General features: G+C 73.7%; 14 protein-coding genes, 6 pseudogenes and 1 riboswitch. Of the genes and pseudogenes, 17 read left to right on the top strand and 3 right to left on the bottom strand.

The annotated features are described in order from the left end of the window. Positions 1 to 23: 23 nt before the first annotated feature. The 5 genes and pseudogenes from WKH84_RS01795 to WKH84_RS01775 all read left to right on the top strand — a co-directional run bounded on the left by WKH84_RS01795 (position 24) and on the right by WKH84_RS01775 (position 4407). Positions 24 to 407: an FKBP-type peptidyl-prolyl cis-trans isomerase gene (locus WKH84_RS01795; protein ID WP_010551590.1), complete on the top strand. Its 384-nt coding sequence runs from the start codon at positions 24 to 26 to the stop codon at positions 405 to 407. Continuing rightward, entirely contained in the window at positions 377 to 2068 is a 1692-nt protein-coding gene (locus tag WKH84_RS01790) for a hypothetical protein (protein WP_341855428.1), read from the top strand. Before WKH84_RS01795 ends, WKH84_RS01790 begins: the two co-directional genes overlap by 31 nt. Next, a complete protein-coding gene (locus tag WKH84_RS01785) occupies positions 1996 to 2931 on the top strand; it encodes a hypothetical protein (RefSeq protein WP_341855427.1) in 936 nt (311 codons plus the stop codon). Before WKH84_RS01790 ends, WKH84_RS01785 begins: the two co-directional genes overlap by 73 nt. Before the next feature lie 11 nt (positions 2932 to 2942). Further along, a pseudogene (locus tag WKH84_RS01780) lies at positions 2943 to 3275 on the top strand (SLC13 family permease); the annotation flags it as partial. Positions 3276 to 3447: 172 nt separating this feature from the next. Further along, positions 3448 to 4407, top strand: a complete 960-nt coding sequence (locus WKH84_RS01775; RefSeq protein WP_341855426.1) for a DASS family sodium-coupled anion symporter — start codon at positions 3448 to 3450, stop codon at positions 4405 to 4407. Here the strand turns inward: WKH84_RS01775 and WKH84_RS01770 are convergent. After that, entirely contained in the window at positions 4290 to 5729 is a 1440-nt protein-coding gene (locus WKH84_RS01770; protein WP_341855425.1) for an MFS transporter, read from the bottom strand. The genes WKH84_RS01775 and WKH84_RS01770 overlap by 118 nt on opposite strands. An 84-nt stretch (positions 5730 to 5813) precedes the next feature. Here WKH84_RS01770 and fmt point away from each other — a divergent pair, with 84 nt between their 5' ends. The 7 genes and pseudogenes from fmt (at position 5814) to WKH84_RS01735 (ending at position 11888) form a co-directional block, all read left to right on the top strand. Continuing rightward, entirely contained in the window at positions 5814 to 6779 is a 966-nt protein-coding gene (gene fmt / locus WKH84_RS01765; protein WP_341855424.1) for a methionyl-tRNA formyltransferase, read from the top strand. After that, positions 6776 to 8444 (top strand): annotated as a pseudogene (locus WKH84_RS01760) (transcription antitermination factor NusB); the annotation flags it as partial. The gene fmt and the pseudogene WKH84_RS01760, both read left to right, overlap by 4 nt. 51 nt (positions 8445 to 8495) lie before the next feature. Beyond that, complete coding sequence (gene rpe / locus WKH84_RS01755; RefSeq protein ID WP_341856739.1) at positions 8496 to 9182, top strand: ribulose-phosphate 3-epimerase; 687 nt, start codon at positions 8496 to 8498, stop codon at positions 9180 to 9182. A 26-nt stretch (positions 9183 to 9208) separates the two neighbouring features. Then, positions 9209 to 9327: riboswitch (FMN riboswitch) on the top strand. A 90-nt stretch (positions 9328 to 9417) separates the two neighbouring features. Then, positions 9418 to 10125 (top strand): nicotinamide riboside transporter PnuC, encoded by a 708-nt coding sequence (pnuC, locus tag WKH84_RS01750; protein ID WP_341855423.1) that lies wholly within the window; start codon positions 9418 to 9420, stop codon positions 10123 to 10125. 73 nt (positions 10126 to 10198) lie between these two features. Further along, on the top strand, positions 10199 to 10462 hold the full coding sequence (locus tag WKH84_RS01745; protein ID WP_341855422.1) for a phosphoribosyl-ATP diphosphatase: 264 nt from the start codon (positions 10199 to 10201) through the stop codon (positions 10460 to 10462). Positions 10463 to 10537: 75 nt separating this feature from the next. After that, positions 10538 to 11398: pseudogene (gene hisG / locus WKH84_RS01740) on the top strand (ATP phosphoribosyltransferase). Between the two features lie 7 nt (positions 11399 to 11405). After that, positions 11406 to 11888: a PH domain-containing protein gene (locus WKH84_RS01735; protein ID WP_341855421.1), complete on the top strand. Its 483-nt coding sequence runs from the start codon at positions 11406 to 11408 to the stop codon at positions 11886 to 11888. A 77-nt stretch (positions 11889 to 11965) separates the two neighbouring features. On the opposite strand, the pseudogene WKH84_RS01730 reads toward WKH84_RS01735, so the two are convergent. Together WKH84_RS01730 and WKH84_RS01725 are read right to left on the bottom strand one after the other, a co-directional pair. Further along, positions 11966 to 12316 (bottom strand): annotated as a pseudogene (locus tag WKH84_RS01730) (hypothetical protein); the annotation flags it as partial. Next, positions 12292 to 13310, bottom strand: a pseudogene (locus WKH84_RS01725) (DUF3866 family protein). The pseudogenes WKH84_RS01730 and WKH84_RS01725, both read right to left, overlap by 25 nt. Positions 13311 to 13378: 68 nt before the next feature. Here WKH84_RS01725 and WKH84_RS01720 point away from each other — a divergent pair. From WKH84_RS01720 to tatC, 5 genes and pseudogenes are all read left to right on the top strand, one after another. After that, the gene (locus WKH84_RS01720; protein ID WP_341855420.1) at positions 13379 to 14377 is read left to right on the top strand and encodes a WYL domain-containing protein; all 999 of its coding nucleotides are present in this window, start codon (positions 13379 to 13381) and stop codon (positions 14375 to 14377) included. Continuing rightward, positions 14374 to 14655, top strand: coding sequence for a hypothetical protein (locus WKH84_RS01715; protein ID WP_341855419.1), 282 nt, complete (start codon positions 14374 to 14376; stop codon positions 14653 to 14655). The genes WKH84_RS01720 and WKH84_RS01715 overlap by 4 nt, the downstream gene beginning before the upstream one ends. Then, positions 14568 to 15536, top strand: a complete 969-nt coding sequence (locus WKH84_RS01710; protein ID WP_341855418.1) for a WYL domain-containing protein — start codon at positions 14568 to 14570, stop codon at positions 15534 to 15536. Before WKH84_RS01715 ends, WKH84_RS01710 begins: the two co-directional genes overlap by 88 nt. A gap of 54 nt (positions 15537 to 15590) precedes the next feature. Then, positions 15591 to 15863 (top strand): twin-arginine translocase TatA/TatE family subunit, encoded by a 273-nt coding sequence (locus WKH84_RS01705; RefSeq protein WP_341856738.1) that lies wholly within the window; start codon positions 15591 to 15593, stop codon positions 15861 to 15863. Between the two features lie 146 nt (positions 15864 to 16009). Further along, positions 16010 to 17740 (top strand): annotated as a pseudogene (gene tatC, locus WKH84_RS01700) (twin-arginine translocase subunit TatC); the annotation flags it as partial. Positions 17741 to 17787: the final 47 nt, after the last annotated feature.

Genomic DNA, 17787 nt, shown 5'->3' with positions numbered 1-17787 from the left:
ATCCACCACAGGAGGAACATCGCATGAGCGATCGCACCAAGCCCGAGATCGACGCCCCCGAGGGCCCCGCACCCACCGAGCTCGTCAGCACCGACGAGATCCTCGGCGAGGGCGAGGAGGCCGGCCGCGGCGACGTCGTCGACGTCCACTACGTCGGCGTCTCCCACTCCACCGGCGAGCAGTTCGACGCCTCCTGGGACCGCGGCGAGCCGCTGCGGTTCCAGCTCGGCGTCGGCCAGGTCATCACCGGCTGGGACCAGGGCGTGCAGGGCATGAAGGTCGGCGGCCGCCGCCGCCTCGAGATCCCCGCCCACCTCGCCTACGGCGATCGCGGCGCCCCGCCGGTCATCGCCCCCGGCGAGACCCTGATCTTCGTGTGCGACCTGGTGGCGGTGCACAAGCGCTGACCAGCACCGCCCACGGAGCGGCGGGGGAGCGCGAGGAGGGACCGGCCGACGGCCAGGCACCCCTCTTCGCGGCCCCCGCCGCTTCCGTCCCCGCCGCCGCGGAGAACGCCACCACCTCCCCGGACCGCCCCGATGCGGTCCGGGGTTCCGGCCTGCGCACCACCGCCGGTTTCGAGGTCGTGAGCGAGCCGCCGGTCGCGAGCGTGCGCCTCGTCGGCGTGTCGCCCCACCTGGACCGTCCCTTCGAGTACGCGGTCACACCCGACACCGCCGCGGCCGGTCCGGGCATGCGGGTGCGGGTGCGCTTCTCCGGCAAGGACACCGAGGGGATCGTGCTCGAGCGCCGCGCCGAGCCCACCACCGACCGGGCCCTCGCCCCGCTGCACCGCCTGGTCTCCGACGACGTCGTCGTCCCTCCCGCGATGATGCGGGTGTGCGAGGACGTCGCCGAGCGCGCCGCCGGCACCGTCGGCGACGTCGCGCGCCTCGCTCTCCCGCCCCGTCATGCCCGCGCCGAGAAGGCCGACCGCGCCGCGGCGGAGAAGGAGGCGGTCGCAGACGCACCAGCACCTGCCGAGGACGAGGTCACCGCGACCTCCGAGGAGACTGCGGCGACCGAAGAGGTCGCGCCGGCCGATGAGGCCGCGTCGGCGGAGGAGCCGGCGGCGTCGGACGGCGACGCCCGGGCCGCGGCGGCTCCCGATCCCCCCGCCGCACCGCGCCACGGGGACCGCTACCCGGGCCTGGCGGCCCTGCTCTCCCGTGCCGGGAGCGCGGAAGGCCCCGTGCCCCGCGCCTCCCTCGTGCTGGACCCCGTGGACCCGTGGACCGCGATCGCCGCCGAGTCGATCGCCGCGCTCGGGCCCGAGCGCGGCGCCCTCGTCATCGCCCCCGACCAGCGCGACGTCGCCCGGCTCTCCCGCGTCCTGACGGAGCGGGGCATCGCCCACGAGGTCCTCGCCGGCACCGAGGGACCCGAGAAGCGCTATCGCACCTTCCGCCGGATCCTGCGCGGCGCGACCCGGGTCGTGCTCGGCGACCGCTCCGCCGCCTTCGCCCCCGTGCAGGACCTCGCCCTCGTGATCTGCTGGGACGAGGCCGACGATCTGCTCGAGGAGCCCCGCGCCCCCTACCCTCACACCCGTACCGTGCTCCAGTGCCGCTCCGCCGAGGAGCGCCGCGCCCTCCTCTTCCTCGCCGCGAGCGAGTCGGTCACCATGCGCGCCCTCACCGATGCCGGCTATCTCGCCCGCCTCGATCCCGTGCCCGCCCCCGTCACCGCGGTCCGCCCCCGCATCGTGGCCATGGACCAGTACCTCCGCGACCGCGAGGGCCCCTCCGGCCGCTCCCGCCTCCCGCAGGAGGCGATGCGCGTGTCGCGCAAGGGCCTCCAGGCCGGGCCCGTGCTCGTCCAGGTGCCGCGCACCGGCTACGCCCCCGCGATCGCCTGCACCTTCTGCGCCACCCGCGCCCGCGCCCCGAGTGCGCGGCGCCCCTGTCGCAGCGCGGCCGGAACGGGCCCCTGCACTGCACCGTCTGCGGCCGACGGGAGGACGGCTACCGCTGCCCCGAGTGCGACCGCACCCACGTGCGCGCCATGGTCATCGGCTCCACCCGCACCGCCGAGGAGCTCCACCGCGCCTTCCCCGACGCGCCGCTGAAGGTCGCCGGCGGCGCCCACGGCCCGCTCGAGGACGAGGCCGTGCCCGAGCACGGGATCGTCGTGGCGACCCCCGGCGCCGAGCCCGCCCCGCCCGGCCGGTACAGCGCCTGCCTGCTGCTCGACGCCGACGCGATGCTGGGCCGCGCCGCCTTCGACGCCGACGTCGAGGCCGTCCGCCGCTGGCGCGGCGCCATCTCCCTGGTCCGCACCGCGGAGGAGGGCGGCGAGGTGCTCGTCGTCGGCACCTCGACCCTCCCCGCCATCCGCGACCTCGTCGCCCACCGCTCCGCGCTGTTCCTGGACCGGGTGCTGGAGGACCGGCGCGAGCTGGACCTGCCCCCGTTCCGACGTGTCGCCGAGGTGGTGGGGGAGCGGGAGGCCTGCCGCGGCTTCCTCGAGACGACCGAGCCGCCGGACGGGACCGAGGTGCTCGGCCCCGTGGACCTCGAGGGCCCCGACCAGGCCGGACGCTCCCGTGCAGTCGCGCGGATCGAGCCGCGCCGCTCCCGCGAGCTCGCCGCCGCGGCGCGCTCCGGCGTCGCGGCCCGCGGCGCCCCGCAAGGACCGCGGCTCCCTGCGCGTCCGCCTCGATCCGCCGGACGTGTTCTGAACGATCCGCTAGTGTTCTGGATCACCGCCCGCCGCCGCGACGATGCGCTGAAGGGACCCCCACCATGGCCTCGAACGCCTCCCCGACGCCCGACCACCACGCCCCGGACCCCGCCGCCGATCCCGGGGACCGCCCCTCGCAGGAGGGACGCTCGGACGTCTCCGAGGGTGAGCGCGCCCCGGCCGAGACCCACCGGACGTCGCTGGTGCGCCGCCTCGGCCTCGCCGTCGGCCTGGTCGCCGCGCTCCTGATCTACCTCGTCATGCCCGCGGACGTCCCCCATGCCGCGACGCTGACCGCCGCGACCGCGGTGCTGATGGCCGTGTGGTGGATGACCGAGGCGTCGCCGATCCCCGCGACCGCGCTGGTCCCGCTGGTGGTCTTCCCGGTGCTGAACCCCGAGGTGGGCTTCGACGACGTCGGCGCCTCCTACGGCAACAACATCATCTTCCTGTTCATGGGCGGGTTCATGCTCGCCCTGGCCATGCAGCGCTGGAACCTCCACAAGCGCATCGCGCTGGCGATCGTCGGCGCCATCGGCACCAGCCCCGCCCTGCTGATCCTCGGCTTCATGATCGCCACCGGATTCCTCTCCATGTGGGTCTCGAACACCGCTACCGCCGTGATGATGCCGCCCATCGGCGTCTCCGTGCTGGTGCTCGTGAACCGGCGCGGCTCGAGGACGCCGCCCGCAAGGGCGAGGAGCCGGGGAGGGCGTCGACCCCGACCTCGAGGCCGAGGGATCGGCCGGTACCGCCAGCTCCGCGGTGCGCTCCAGCTTCGGCGCCGCCCTGATGCTGGGCATCGCCTACGCCGCCTCGATCGGCTCCCTCGCCACCATCATCGGCACCCCGCCCAACGCCCTGCTCGCCGCCCACATGAGCCAGGAGTTCGGGGTGACGATCGGCTTCGGCCGCTGGATGGTCGTCGGCGCCCCGATCGCGGTGGTGTTCCTGCTGATCGCCTGGCTGCTGCTCACCAAGGTCATGTTCAAGCCCGAGATCTCCGAGATCCCCGGCGGTGCGGAGCTGATCCGCGAGGAGCGGCGCGGACTCGGGAGGATCTCCTCCGGCGAGGTGCGCGTGCTGTCCGTGTTCGTGCTCGCGGCGCTGAGCTGGGTGTTCATCCCTCTGATCTGGCAGATCGCCGGGGCCGACGACCCGCCCATCGGCGATGCGGGCATCGCCATGATCGTCGCGCTGCTGCTGTTCGCGCCGCCCGCCGGCGCCGCCCGCGGGGTGCGCCTGCTGGACTGGGACGCGGCGGTGAAGGCGCCCTGGGGCGTGCTGCTGCTGTTCGGCGGCGGTCTCGCGCTCAGCGCCCAGTTCAGCTCCTCGGGCCTGACCGAGTGGATCGGCGAGGTCACCGCCGGGATCGGCGGCCTGCCCGTGGTGCTGATCGTCGCGATCGTCGCCGCGGGGACCCTCTTCCTCACCGAGCTCACCTCGAACACCGCGACCGCCGCGACCTTCCTCCCGGTCGCGACCGCGGTCGCCGTCGGCATCGGCGTGGACCCGATGCCGCTGGCGATCCCGGTGGCGCTGGCCGCGACCAGCGCGTTCATCGCGCCGGTCGCGACGCCGCCGAACGCCATCGCCTACGGCTCCGGCTACGTGCGGATCCCGCAGATGGCGTCGGCCGGGCTATGGCTGAACCTGATCGGCATCGTGCTGATCTCCGCCACGACCATGACCCTCGCCGTGTGGGTGTTCTCTCTCGTGTACTGAGCCGGGGCGGGCGCGCCCGGGGCGCTGACGTCGGCGCCCCGACCCCGGACCGCGGGGCCACGGCGCCGCGTGCGGGTGCTCAGGCGCTCCCGACCGACGTGACGGGACGGTCCTCGTCGCGCAGCGCCGCCGCGGAGACGAGGCCCGCGAGCACCACCGCCGCGCCCACCGCGGCGACGACCCCGCCCCAGCCGGCCCCGGCGAGCACGAAGCCGAGCGCCCAGCCGAGCACGCTCGATCCCGCGTAGTAGGCGAGGTTGTAGAGCCCCGTCGCCTGGGACCGTGCACCGGGCACGCGCGTGCCCGCCCAGCCGCTCGCGACCGAGTGCGCGCCGAAGAAGCCCGCCGTCATCAGCACCAGGCCGAGGATCAGCACCGGCAGGGGAGCGGCGAGCGTCAGCGAGCAGGCCCAGCAACATCATCGCCATCGCGCCCAGCATCACGGGCAGGCGCCCGTGCCGGGACGCGAGCCGGCCCGCGAGCGGGGACGAGGCGGTGCCGCCCATGTAGGCGAGGAACATCAGCCCGATCAGCGAGGCGGGCGGCAGGTAGGGCGGACCGCTGAGGTGGAAGGCGAGATAGTTGTAGACCGCGACGAAGCCGCCCATCAGCAGGAAAGCGCAGGCCAGCGGCGCCAGCAGGCCCGGGTCACGCGGCAGGGGCGAGCGGCTGGCCCGCCCGTCCGCCCGGGACGGCCCCGCCCGATGCCCGCCGCGCGGCACGAAGCGCCGCTCCCGCGGGGCGAGGGCCACGAACCCCGCCGCCGCGAGCACCGCCAGCATCACCACCGCGGTCATCCCCGCCCGCCAGCCGAGCACATCGGCGACCGGAGTGGCCAGCACCCGGCCGGACAGGCCGCCCAGCGTCGTCCCCGCCACGAACCAGCCCGCCGCGACTGCGCGCGAGCGCGCATCGACCTCCTCGGAGAGATACGCCATGGCCAGGGCCGGCACCCCGCCGAGCGCCATCCCCTCCAGCAGGCGCGCGACGAGCAGCAGCGGGAAGCTCGGCGACCAGGCCGCCGCCAGGGCCAGCACCGTCGCCGCGATCACGGCGAGGATCATGGCGGGACGCCGGCCGAGGCGATCGCCGACGAAGGACCACGGCATCACCGCCAGCGCCAGCCCGGCGGTCGCGGCGGAGACCGTCAGCGCCGCCTGCTCCGGCCCGATGCCGAGATCGGCGGAGATCAGCTGCAAGATCCCCTGCGGGGAGTACAGCTGGGCGAAGCAGGCGATGCCCGCGCAGACCAGCGCCAGCCGCATCCGTCGATAGGCGGGGGAGCCGAGCGCATGGCCCGGGATCGGGTCGATCCCGCTCATCCCTCGCACCGCGCTCGCCTCATGGCCTCCACTGTAGGCACGGCCCGACAGGAGCCGCCGGTGGGACCGTAGACTCGGGCCATCATGCGTCTCCTCTTCGCCGGCACCCCCGAGGCCGCCCTCCCCTCCCTGCGCACCCTGCTCGACTCCCGCCACGAGGTGGTCGGCGTGCTCACCCGCGCCGACGCCCCCTCCGGCCGCGGGCGCAGGCTCACCCCGTCCCCGGTGAAGTCCCTCGCCCTCGAGGCCGGGGTGCCGGTGCTCACCCCGACCACGCCGCGGGATGAAGAGGTGCAGCAACAGGCGCGCGATCTCGCCCCGGACGCCGCGCCCGTGGTCGCCTACGGCAACCTCGTGCCGCCTGGGACGCTCGAGATCCCCCGCCACGGCTGGGTGAACCTCCACTTCTCCCTCCTGCCCGAGCCGCGGGGCGCCGCTCCCGCCCAGCGGGCTGTGCTCGCCGGCCGCCGCGAGACCGGGATGAGCGTGTTCCGCCTCGAGAAGGGCCTGGACACCGGCGACGTGATCGCCGCCGCCCCCACCGCCATCGGCGAGTTCGAGACCTCCGGAGAGCCGCTCGAGAGGATGGCCGACGACGGCGCCGCGCTGCTGCTCGAGGCCCTCGACGCGCTCGAGGACGGCACCGCGACCCTCACCCCGCAGGACCACGCGGCCGCGACCCACGCCGCGAAGCTCACCACCGCCGAGGCCCGGATCGACTGGACCCGTCCGGCGGACGAGGTCTCCGCGCACATCCGCGGCATGAGCCCGCGACCCGGCGCGTGGACGCTCCTGGACGGCGCCCGCACCAAGATCCTCGGCCTCGAGGCCGTCGAGGAGGCCTCGCGCGCGAGCGCCCCGTCGGCCCCCGGCGCGCTCGCGGCCACCAAGCGACAGGTGCTCGTGGGCACCGGCACCGACCCGCTCGCCATCGCGACCCTCGCCCCGGCGGGGAAGCGCCCGATGCGCGCGGCGGACTGGGCACGCGGGGCGGGGCTCGGCCCCGACGCCCGCTTCGAGGACGACCAGCAGGACGGAGCACGCGCATGAGCGAGGACCGACGCGGCGGGCGCCGCCACGACGACAGCCGGCGGGGCCGGGACGACCGGGGAGGCCGCGACGATCGCCGAGGCCGGGACGACCGGCGCGGCGACCGACGGGACGACCGCGGCAACCGACAGGACGATCGCGGCGACCGGCGCGATGACCGGGGTGGTCGGCGGGACGACCGTCGTGACCGACCCCGCGACACGCAGGGCCGCGAGCGCTCCGGCTCGCGCGGCCAGGGCGGCCCGCGCCGCGGCTGGTCCTCCTCCCGCCCCTCCGAGCGCTCCCGCGCCTCCACCCCCTCCCGCCAGGTCGCCCTCGAGGGGTCGCGCCTGGTGCGCGAGGAGGACTCCTACGCGAACCTCGTCCTGCCCCGCCTCGCCGCGCGACCACCGCGTCTCCGGCCGCGACGCCGCCTTCACCACCGAGCTGTTCTACGGCTCGCTGCGCGCCCAGGGCCGGCTCGACGCGATCATCGCCGCCTGCGTGGACCGACCGCTGGCGAAGGTCGAGCCGGCGGCGCTGGACGTGCTCCGCCTCGGCGCCTACCAGCCGCTGGACATGACCGTCGCCCCGCACGCCGCGACCTCCGAGACCGTGGCCCTGGCCCGCGCCGAGGTCGGCGCGGGAGGTGCGAGCTTCGCCAACGCCGTCTTGCGTCGGGTGGGGGAGAAGGACCTCGCCACCTGGATCGCGGAGGTCGCCCCGGACCGCGAGAAGGACCCCACCGGGCATCTCGCCGTCGTCCACTCCCACCCCCGCTGGGTGGTGCGGGCCCTGTCCGACGCCCTCGCCGGGAACGGCCGCTCCCGCGACGAGATCGATCAGTCGCTCGAGGCGCAGAACCAGGCCCCCGCGGTCTCGCTGGTGATGCGCCCGGGCCTGACCGACCTCGACGAGCTGATCGACCACGGCGCGAGCCGGGGCCGGCTCTCCGTCTTCGCCGCCGCCTGGCCCTCCGGCGACCCCGGCGGCATGGACCTGGTCAAGCAGGGCCGCGTCGCCGTCCAGGACGAGGGCTCCCAGCTCGCGGCCCTCTCCCTCGCGCTCGGCGCCGACGACCTCGTCCTCGCCGACGACGCCCACTGGCTCGACCTCTGCTCGGGCCCCGGCGGGAAGACCGCCCTGCTCGGCGGGCTCACCATCGACCACGACGCCGACCTCCTCGCCGTCGAGCCGCAGGAGCACCGCACCGAGCTGGTGGACCGCGCGGTGGCGAGCCTGCGCGAGGCCGGTCGCGAGATCACCACCCTCACCGCCGACGGCACCACCATCGGCGCCGAGCGGCCCGGGGAGTTCTCCCGCGTCCTGGCCGACGTCCCCTGCTCCGGGCTCGGGGCGCGCGCCGCCGGCCCGAGGCCCGCTGGCGCCGCACCCCCGCCGACGTCGGCCAGCTCGGCGCGATCCAGCGCGACCTGCTGACCTCCGCGCTGGATGCGACCGCGCCCGGCGGCGTCGTCGCCTATGTCACCTGCTCGCCGCACCTGGCCGAGACCCGCCTGATCGTCGCCGACGTCCTCAAGCGCCGCGACGACGTCGAGCGCCTCGACGCCCGCCCCGCCGTCCGCGCCGGCCTGCTTGCCCGCCGTGCGGGACGAGGTCGAGCTGGGCGAGGGCCCCGACGTCCAGCTGTGGCCCCACGTCCACGGCACCGACGCCATGTTCATCTGCCTCGCTGCGCAGGCTCCCCGTGCCCACCGAGGAAGGAACCCCGAGCTGATGAGCATCTCGTACTCCACCGACTCCAGCTTCATCCACCCCAGCATCCTCAACGCCGACTTCATGTCCATCGGCGCCGAGCTCGACAAGATCTCCAGCGCCGACAGCGTCCACGTCGACGTCATGGACAACCACTTCGTGCCGAACCTGACCTTCGGGCCGAGCATGGTCGAGCAGATCGTCGAGCGCGACCCCATCCCGATCGACGCGCACCTGATGATCGAGGACGCCGACACCCAGGCCCCCGTCTTCGCGGAGGCCGGCGCCTCCTCGGTGACCTTCCACCTCGAGGCCGCCCGCGCCCCCGTCAAGCTCGCCCGCGACCTGCGCCGCAAGAACGCCCAGGTCGGCGTCGCACTGCGCCCCGCCACCCCGGTCGAGCCGCTGATCGACATCATCGGCGAGTTCGACATCTTGCTGATCATGACGGTCGAGCCCGGATTCGGCGGGCAGAGCTTCCTCGAGACGATGCTCCCGAAGATCCGTCGGGCCCGCCGCGCGATCTCCGAGGCGAACCTCGAGGTCTCGATCCAGGTCGACGGCGGCGTCAGCCGCGAGACGATCGAGCGCCGCGCCGAGGCGGGCGCGAACGTCTTCGTTGCGGGCTCCGCGATCTACAAGGCCCGCGACGCCGCCGAGGAGATCTCCGCCCTGCGCGAACTGGCGGGCGCCCACGCCGCGCACTGACCTATCCTTGCTCCGTCACATCCTGTGACGTGCTCCGGGGTCGGTGAAAGTCCGAGCCGGCGGTGACAGTCCGCGACCCGCATTCTGCGGTGGAGCCGGTGGAATTCCGGCACCGACAGTACAGCCTGGATGAGAGGCGCACGTCCCGCAGGTCCCGGGACGGCGCACGCCTCCCCGAGCCCCGCAGGCAACCCTTTTCCCCCGGAGCCACTGCATCCGAGGTGAAAGGACCGACATGGACATCCTGCAGTGGCTCTTCGACGCCAAGATCGAATTCGGCGGAGGCCAGTTCCTCCTGCTCCGCGAGGTGCTCGGCAACGTCTTCGGACTGCTCAGCGCGCTCGGCGGCATGCGCCGCAAGGTCTGGGCCTGGCCCATCGGCATCCTGGGCAACGCCCTGCTGCTGACCGTCTTCCTCGGCGACGTCTTCGGCAACCCGAACTCCGTCGACCTGCTCGGCCAGGCCGGCCGACAGATCATGTTCATCGCCACCAGCGTCTACGGCTGGGTGCGCTGGCGCCAGGCGAAGCACGAGGACGGCACCGCCGTCGAGCCCGTCTGGGCCTCCTGGGGCACCCGCGCCCTGTTGCTCGTCGTGCTCGTCGGCGGCACCGCGGCGCTCACCCCGCTGTTCCGGGCGCTGGGCTCCTACGAGCCGGTCTGGGCCGACGCCTGGATCTTCATGGGCGACCTGCTGGCGACCTTCGGCATGGCCAAGGGCTGGGTCGAGTTCTGGCTGATCTGGGTCGCGGTCGACCTCGTCGGCGTGCCGCTGCTGTGGAGCGCCGGCTACTACGCGAGCGCGTTCATGTATCTCTTCTACGGCGCGTTCACCCTCACCGGCTTCTTCGTCTGGTGGCGGGTGCGCGACCGCCGCGACGCCGAGCCCGACCGGGTCACGGTCGAGACCGCGCACCTGGACCCGACGGTCCGCCGCGGCTGAGCCACGGGCGAGGCTCGTGCCCGGCAGGCGGTCTCCACCGCGGAGCACCTGCCGGGACGCGTACCCTGGCCCCGTGAAGGATTTCGAGGCACTGTTCGCCGAGCTGACCCAGAAGGCCCGCACCCGACCCGAGGGATCGGGCACCGTCGCGGAGCTCGATGCCGGCGTCCATCAGATCGGCAAGAAGATCGTCGAGGAGGCCGCCGAGGTGTGGATGGCCTGCGAGCACGAGTCCACCGACGACGCCGCCATGGAGATGAGCCAGGCGCTCTACCACCTCCAGGTCATGATGATCGCCAAGGACATCTCCCTCGAGGACGTCTACCGACATCTCTGAGCCGGCCCCGCGCCGCTCACCCCCGACTTCCCGTCCCACCCGTCTCGAGGCCGCCGCATCGGCCGAGGAGGATCCGTGCTCCGCATCGCCGTGCCCAACAAGGGCGCCCTGTCCGACCCCGCCGCCGACCTGCTCCAGGAGGCCGGCTACCGCCGCCGCGGCAACTCCAAGGAGCTGGTCGTGGTCGACGAGGACAACGGGGTGGAGCTGTTCCATCTGCGTCCCCGGGACATCGCGGTGTACGTCGGCTCCGGCACGGTCGACGTCGGCATCACCGGCCAGGACATCTTTGCTGGACTCCCGCACCCCGGCCCAGGAGATCCTCTCGCTGGGCTTCGCCCGCTCCACCTTCCGCTTCGCCGCGCCCGCCGGAACGCACAGCACCGTCGAGGAGCGCGCAGGGCTCCCGCATCGCCACCAGCTACGAGAACCTCGTGGAGGACTACCTCGCCGAGCGGGGGATCAGCGCCGAGGTGGTCCACCTCGACGGCGCGGTCGAGTCCTCGATCCGCCTCGGCGTCGCCGAGGTGATCGCGGACGTCGTCGAGACCGGCACCACGCTGCGCGAGGCAGGGCTGGAGCCCTTCGGCGAGGCGATCATGACCAGCGAGGCCGTGCTCTTCTCCCGCCCCGGCATGGAGTTGGACGACGAGGCGCGACGACGCGCTCGAGGTGCTCGAGCGGCGCATCCGCGGCGTGCTCGTCGCCCGCGAGTACGTGATGCTCGACTACGACATCCCCTCCGCACTGCTGGAGCGGGCGGTCGAGATCACCCCCGGCCTGCAGTCCCCGACCGTCTCGCCGCCGCACGGCGGGGAGTGGTCAGCCGTGCGCGCCATGGTCGACAGCCGCTCCGCGCACCGCATGATGGACGAGCTCTACGAGGCCGGCGCCCGCGCCATCCTGGTCACGGCGATCCAGGCCTGCCGCATCTGAGATCCCGATGAGCAGTGCCGCAGGGACCCCGGGCCGCGACGACGCACGCGCCGTCGAGGTGTTCCGTCCGCGGGCGGTGCGCTGGGCCGCCTACATCACCGCCGTCATCGTGATGGCCGGGATGATCGGCGGCGCGGTCATGATCACGAGCTTCCAGCTCGGCGGACGGCTCGGCTTGCTCATGATCGGTCTGCTCATCGCGCTGTTCTGCCATCTCGAGGCTTCGGTGCGGGTGGTCGCCCGTCCCGACGGGCTCGAGGTGCGCAACCTCATGCGCACCCGGACCTTCGAGTGGCCCGAGGTGCTCGGGATCAGCTTCCCGATGGGTGATCCCTGGGCTCATCTCGACCTCGCGGACGGGCGCACCCATCCGCTGCACGCCATCCAGCGCTACGACGGGGAGCGGGCGATCTCCGCCGCCCACCGCCTGCTGCACCTGGTCGAGGAGCGCGGCGAGGCCCACGGCGAGGGCGACGCCCAGCGCGGCTGACGCGGATCGCACGGCCGACATGGATCGGACGGCCGGACGGGCAGTCGTTCGACCTCAGGTACCGCATTCCTGGTACCTCACGTCGAAGAACCTCGCTGGACGGCCCCGCCGACCGCGGCGCAGGGCGCTGACGGCAAGTTGTTCGACGTCGGGTACCACTTTCCTGGTACCTCACGTCGATCAACTCCGTCGGTCGCCTGTCCCCGGCAACTCCGTCGGGCCCATGCCGGCGCCGAGGCGTCTAGCGCTTGGTGCCGCCCTTGGGCTCCTTCGGCCCCTTGGACTCGCCCTTCGTGCCGCCCGAGCCGCCGCCGGCGCCCGGACCTGCTCGGCCGCGCGGCGCCGGCGAGGGCCGCGTACTGGAAGGAGGCGTAGTCCTCGGCGAGAGTCCGTCCCATGGTGGTCATCCGCACGGGCATCTCCTCGAGCGCATCGCGCGACCCCTTGGCGTCGACCTCGGTGAGGTGGTGCGGACGCCGCGCTTCTTCGCCGGCTTCAGGATCGTGCTCTTGACCTGTTTCCGCACGGACTCATGAAAAGAGTTGTATCGGGAGTCGGAGCGGGGGAGCACCGGCAAGTGCACCGGGGCGAGCGGCGCTCGCCCGTAGGCGGTGGAGGAGTGGTGGGACAGGCCCCGGTGCCGCTCCCGCTCGTCGGCCTCGGAGACCCGCAGGGTCGCGATCGGCACGCCGCCGAGCACGGAGACCGCGTGGAGCGACTCCGCCGTCTGGACGCCGGAGAAGCCCCAGCCGGTGCCGGTGCCGAGATTGCCCGGGCCCTGGATCACGATCGCGACGTCCGCGCCGACCACGTGCCGGGCGCCCAGCGGCGCCGAGTGGACCGTGACCGCCTCGAGATCGCCACCGAACGACTGCCCGGCGCTGATCACGGCGGTGAGCAGGCCGGCCTCGCGCGACCGGGCCGCGCTCCTCGAGTAGACGGCGGGCGCGCCGCGGCATCGGTGTGCACATAGACGATCCGGACCGAGCGGCGCCGCGCCCGGATCCCGGCGACGATCGCAGGGAGGGAGGAGTGCAGGTCCGCGACCACCACCGGCATCCCGTCGATGCCGGTGGCCTCCCGGACCGTCTCGTAGTGCTCGCTGTCCGGGTCGTCGAGCGCGTCGACCATGGTCTGCATCGGCGTGTAGCGGGCCTTGACCATGTGGCCTCGCACCTCGGCGGCCTCGGGGAGCACCTCGGTGCGGGCCACGATCATGGCGTCGCCGCCGGTGCCGAGCTCGCGCCGCACGGCGTTGGTGTTCAGCGACACCTGCTCGCCGGCGCGCGGGCGCCCGGTGAGCTCCTCGTAGGCGATCGCGCTCAGCGTCCCCGCCCCGTCGTCCAGATCGATCTCGAGTCGATCCACTCCGGGCCAGGAGCTGGTCACGGCACTCACGGTGCCCCGTTCCCATCGCAGCATGGCCCCAGCCTAGAGGCGCGCGGCGGAAGCTCCGCATCCCTGTGATCCGGTCCGGCTAGTCTGGGCGGGTGGCTTCGAAGAACGTGGAGAGACTGCTCAACGTCATCATGACGATCGGCTCGCGACGGCGGATGGACCGCGCGAAGCTCTTCTCCGTCATCCCCGACTACGCCGAGGCGACGTCCGAGCAGGCCGCGGAGCGGATGTTCGAGCGCGACAAGGCCGCGATCCTGGAGCTCGGGCTCCCGCTCGTCGCCGAGCGGGACGTGCTGGACGAGAACACCGTGCACTACCGGATCGACGCCTCGCCCTCCACGGCGGTGCTCGATCTCACGACCGAGGAGTACACGGTCTCGCTCGCCGCGAGCCGCGCCTGGGACGACGCGACGGCCGGAGGAGCGGCCCGGCGCGTGCGCGCGAAGTCGCTCAGCCTCGGCCACGACGCGGACCCCGACCTGCTGCGGCGCACACCGCGCGGCGCCGTCGAGTCCCTGCCCGTGCTCTCCCCGCTGCTGGACGCCGTGGTGACCGGGCGCTCGGTGCGCTTCACCTATCGCGGCACGCACGGCGCCCCCGCGCGCCGCCATGTCGAGCCGTGGGTCGTCGGCGTCCACGACGGGCACTGGTACGTCTACGGCCACGACCGCGACCGCGACGCGCCCCGCGTGTTCCGCGCCTCGAGGATCGAGTCCTTCCCCGCCGAGGGCCCCGCCGCGAAGGCACCCCGCCCCGACGACATCGACCTCGCCGATGTGCTCGATCGGATGCTCGACAGCGACGACCGGGCCTCCGCGCCGCTGCGGGCCGCCCCCTACAAGGCGCTCGCCCTGCGCGACCGCGCCGTCGCCCCGCTCGAGGCCGAGCGGCTGCGACTTCCCGAGTCGCCCCGCCCGGCGACCCGCCGACTGGTCCTCGCCGACGTGCGCTGGGTCGAGCTGCTCGAGCCCGCCGCCTGGCGCGCCGAGATCGCCGAGGTGCTCGAGGCGGTCGCCGCGCGCCACGAGGGCGTCGCCGCGCTCGATGCCCTCGAAGCCGCCGCGCCGCGCCCCGCCCCCGGATCCGGGTGAGCCCGCAGAGCGGCGACCACCTCTCGCGCCTGATCTCCGCCGCGTCCTTCGTCATGAGCCGCGGCGAGGCGGACCTCGCCGAGCTCGCCGAGGCGCTCGGCGTCAGCGAGAAGCGGCTGGTCGACGACCTGCAGGTGCTCTTCGTCTGCGGCGACATGGGCGCCGGCTGGGAGGACCTCATCGAGGCGGAGTGGGAGCACGGCACCGTGCGGGTGCGCAACGCGGAGCCGCGCGCCGCGCCCTCAGCCTCAGCGCCGTCGAGATCACGGCGCTCCTAGCCGGGCTCGCCGCCCTCGAGCCCGCCGCGGGCGAGGCGGAGCAGGTCGTCGACTCCGCCCGGGCGAAGCCGCTGGCCGCCATGTCCGGGGAGACGCCGGCCGAGGGCGCCCCCGCCCCGCCCGTCCCGCGCCGCGAGGAGATCGCCGAGGCCCTCTCGGCCGACGAGCGAGCCGCCCGCACCGCCGACCGCGCCGAGACGGTGCTCGCCGCGGTGGGCGCCGCGGCGCGCGCCGAGCAGGGCTCCGACGAGGCGACGCTGACCATCCGCTACTCCTCGACGGACCGCTCGGGCACGAGCGTGCGCAGGATCCGTCCCGAGCGGATCGAGTCCGACGGGGCGCGCTCCTATCTCGTGGCCGACTGCGAGCTCGCCGGCGGCCGCCGCCGCTTCCGCCTGGACCGGATCGTGGAGATCCTGCCGGACGGGACCCCGATGAGCCGGTCCGCTCCCGGGGTCGACGCGGACCTCTCCGGCCGTGTCGAGGGGGAGGTGTGGTCGCGCCTGGAGCCCGCCGGGCACTGGATCGCCGAGTCCTTCGCCGCCACCGAGTCGCGCGATGGCGGGGGCGGCCCCGGCGAGGACGGCTCGGACGGCGCCGGTGGCGGTGCGACCTACGCACGTCTCGAGGGCCCGGTGCGGGCACCGCTGGTGGACGCGGTGCTGGAATCCGCCGGCGCCGCCGAGGTGCTGTCCCCGCCCGTGCTCAGAGACACGATCGTGACTGTGGCGCGCGCGGGGCCGCACGTCACAGCCCTCGCTAGGCGCTACCCTGGGACGACCCGCCGTGCGGTGGGCCGAGCCGTCGCCGTGGCGGCCCGTCCGGCGCCCAGTCCGCTGTGGGATGATGGGCGCGCCTGCGCTGAGTCATGGCGCTGTTGAAAGGGACTTCCATGAACTTCTTCCGCAACCCCTGGGCGATCGTGCTTGCTGATCGTGCTCGTGATCCTGCTGTTCGGGGCCAACAAGCTTCCGGGACTCGCGCGCAACATGGGCAAGTCCATGCGCATCTTCAAGAGCGAGGTCGAGGAGATGCGCGGCGACGAGAAGCGCGGGGACGACGAGGACGAGTCGGATCGTCCCGCCCGCTCCGACCGCGCTCGCGACGACCGCGAGTACGACCCCCGCGACCGTGAGATCCGCGAGGACCGCGACCGCGAGACCGTCCGCGCCCCGCGCGAGGACGACGAGCCCTACCGCCGCGACTGAGCTCCGCGCCGGGACGGGGCAGGGCCGTGTGCCCGTCCCGTCCTGCCGGGCTGGGAGGAAACTGATCCGTGGCGAGTGATACACAGGGACGCGACCGGGCGCAGGGCGCGCCCGCGACGAAGAGGGGACGCGACCCCGAGGGACGCATGTCCCTCGGCGAGCACCTCACCGAGCTCCGCAACCGCCTGCTCATCAGCGCGGTCACGGTGCTCGTCTTCTCGATCGTCGGATGGTTCCTGTTCCCGTGGGTGTTCGATGCCGTCAAGGCGCCCATCGAGGCCGCGGGCGAGGACTCCGACCTCCAGTCGCTGATCAACTTCCAGGGCGTCGGCCAGGGGCTCAACGTCAAGCTCCAGATGGCGGCCTACATCGGCCTGATCCTCTCCTCGCCGATGATCATCCTTCAGGTGTGGCTGTTCGTGATGCCGGGCCTGCACAGGAACGAGCGCAAGTACGCGATCGGCTTCTTCGGCTCCGCGATCCCGCTGTTCTTCCTGGGCCGCGTCGCCGGGTACTGGGCCGTGAACCAGCTGGTCCCGGTGCTGATGAGCTTCACGCCCACCGAGGGATCGGTCTCGCAGATCATCCCCTACGACCAGTACCTCGCCCTGCTGATCAAGACCATGCTCGCCTTCGGCGTCGCGTTCGTGGTGCCGGTGGTCATGGTGTTGCTGAACTTCATGGGCCTGATCAGCGGCCGCGCGATGCTCAAGGCCTGGCGCTGGATCATCTTCCTGAGCTTCGCCTTCACCGCGGTCATGGTGCCCACGCCCGAGCCGATCACCCTGATCGCGATGTCCGCCGCGATCGCGAGCCTGTTCTTCGGCGCGATCGTCATCGCGCTCGCTCCACGACCGGCGCCAGGCGAAGCGCGGCGGCGACGAGGACCTCGACGACGACGAGGCCAGCCGCATCGACGACGAGGTCGAGAAGATCGACGGCCCCACCCGGCTCGACGAGCCCGACGAGGGCGGCCGGTGAGCAGACTCCGCGTCGGCCTGCTCGCGAACCCCACCGCCGCCCAGGGCACCGCCCATCGCGTGGGACGGCAGGTGGGGCATCTGCTCCATCTCGCGGGCATCTCGGTCGTGGACCTCTCCGGTCCCAGCGCGCACGTCGCGAGGGCCCGGGCGGAGGAGGTCCGCGACTCGCTGACGGCCCTCGTCGTGGTGGGCGGGGACGGCACCGTCTCGCTCGGCGCAGAGATCGTCGCGGGCACCCCCGTACGGCTCGGGATCGTGCCCGCCGGCGGCGGCAACGACTTCGCCCGCGCCCTGGGCCTCAGCATCAACGACCCCGAGGAGTCCACCCGCGCGCTCGCTGCACGCGCTGTCCCGCCCGGTCGTGACCATCGACGCGATCGAGGTGACCTCCGCGGGGAGAACGCGGCGCCGCACCGGTCCCTCGCGCTCGGCAACGTCAACCTCGGCTTCGACGCGATCGTCAACGCCCGCGCCAACAGCTCCCGGGCCTCCCACACCGTGCGCTACACCACCGCCGTCTTTGCGGGAGCCGCCCACCTTCACCCCGCGCCGTACTGGCTCGAGATCGACGGCGGCGAGCGGTTCGAGATCGACGCGCCGCCGCTGTCGCTGTGCGGCTCCGGGGTCTACGGTGGCGGGATGCAGATGGTTCCGGACGCCCGCATCGACGACGGACAGCTCGAGCTGTTGAGCATCGAGGGGCTGGGCAGGCGCGATCTGCTGCGCTTCTTCCCCCGCGTCTTCAAGGGCACCCACACCGAGCTCGAGGGCGTGCGCGTCCGCCCGGTGCGGGAGGTGACCGTAGGACTGCGCCACGGCCGCTCGCTGCGCGCCTACGCCGACGGGGAGGCCCGCTCCCTGCTACCCCTCACCGCGCGCGTCGCGCCCGGCGCCGTGCGCCTGCTCGCCGATCTCTCGGCGGCGCGCGGCGAGAGGGCGGT

Source organism: Brachybacterium sp. GPGPB12, assembly GCF_038396325.1.
Classification (GTDB): Bacteria; Actinomycetota; Actinomycetes; order Actinomycetales; family Dermabacteraceae; genus Brachybacterium; species Brachybacterium conglomeratum.
Note: the sequence above shows the minus strand (reverse complement) of the source record. Positions and strands in the feature narration are given on the sequence as shown.

Coding starts and splice junctions, on each gene's coding strand:
- WKH84_RS01795 (WP_010551590.1), top strand. CDS start 24: ATGAGCGATCGCACCAAGCCCGAGATCGACGCCCCCGAGGGCCCCGCA.
- rpe (WP_341856739.1), top strand. CDS start 8,496: ATGAGCATCTCGTACTCCACCGACTCCAGCTTCATCCACCCCAGCATC.
- fmt (WP_341855424.1), top strand. CDS start 5,814: ATGCGTCTCCTCTTCGCCGGCACCCCCGAGGCCGCCCTCCCCTCCCTG.
- pnuC (WP_341855423.1), top strand. CDS start 9,418: ATGGACATCCTGCAGTGGCTCTTCGACGCCAAGATCGAATTCGGCGGA.
- WKH84_RS01735 (WP_341855421.1), top strand. CDS start 11,406: ATGAGCAGTGCCGCAGGGACCCCGGGCCGCGACGACGCACGCGCCGTC.
- WKH84_RS01770 (WP_341855425.1), bottom strand. CDS start 5,729: ATGAGCGGGATCGACCCGATCCCGGGCCATGCGCTCGGCTCCCCCGCC.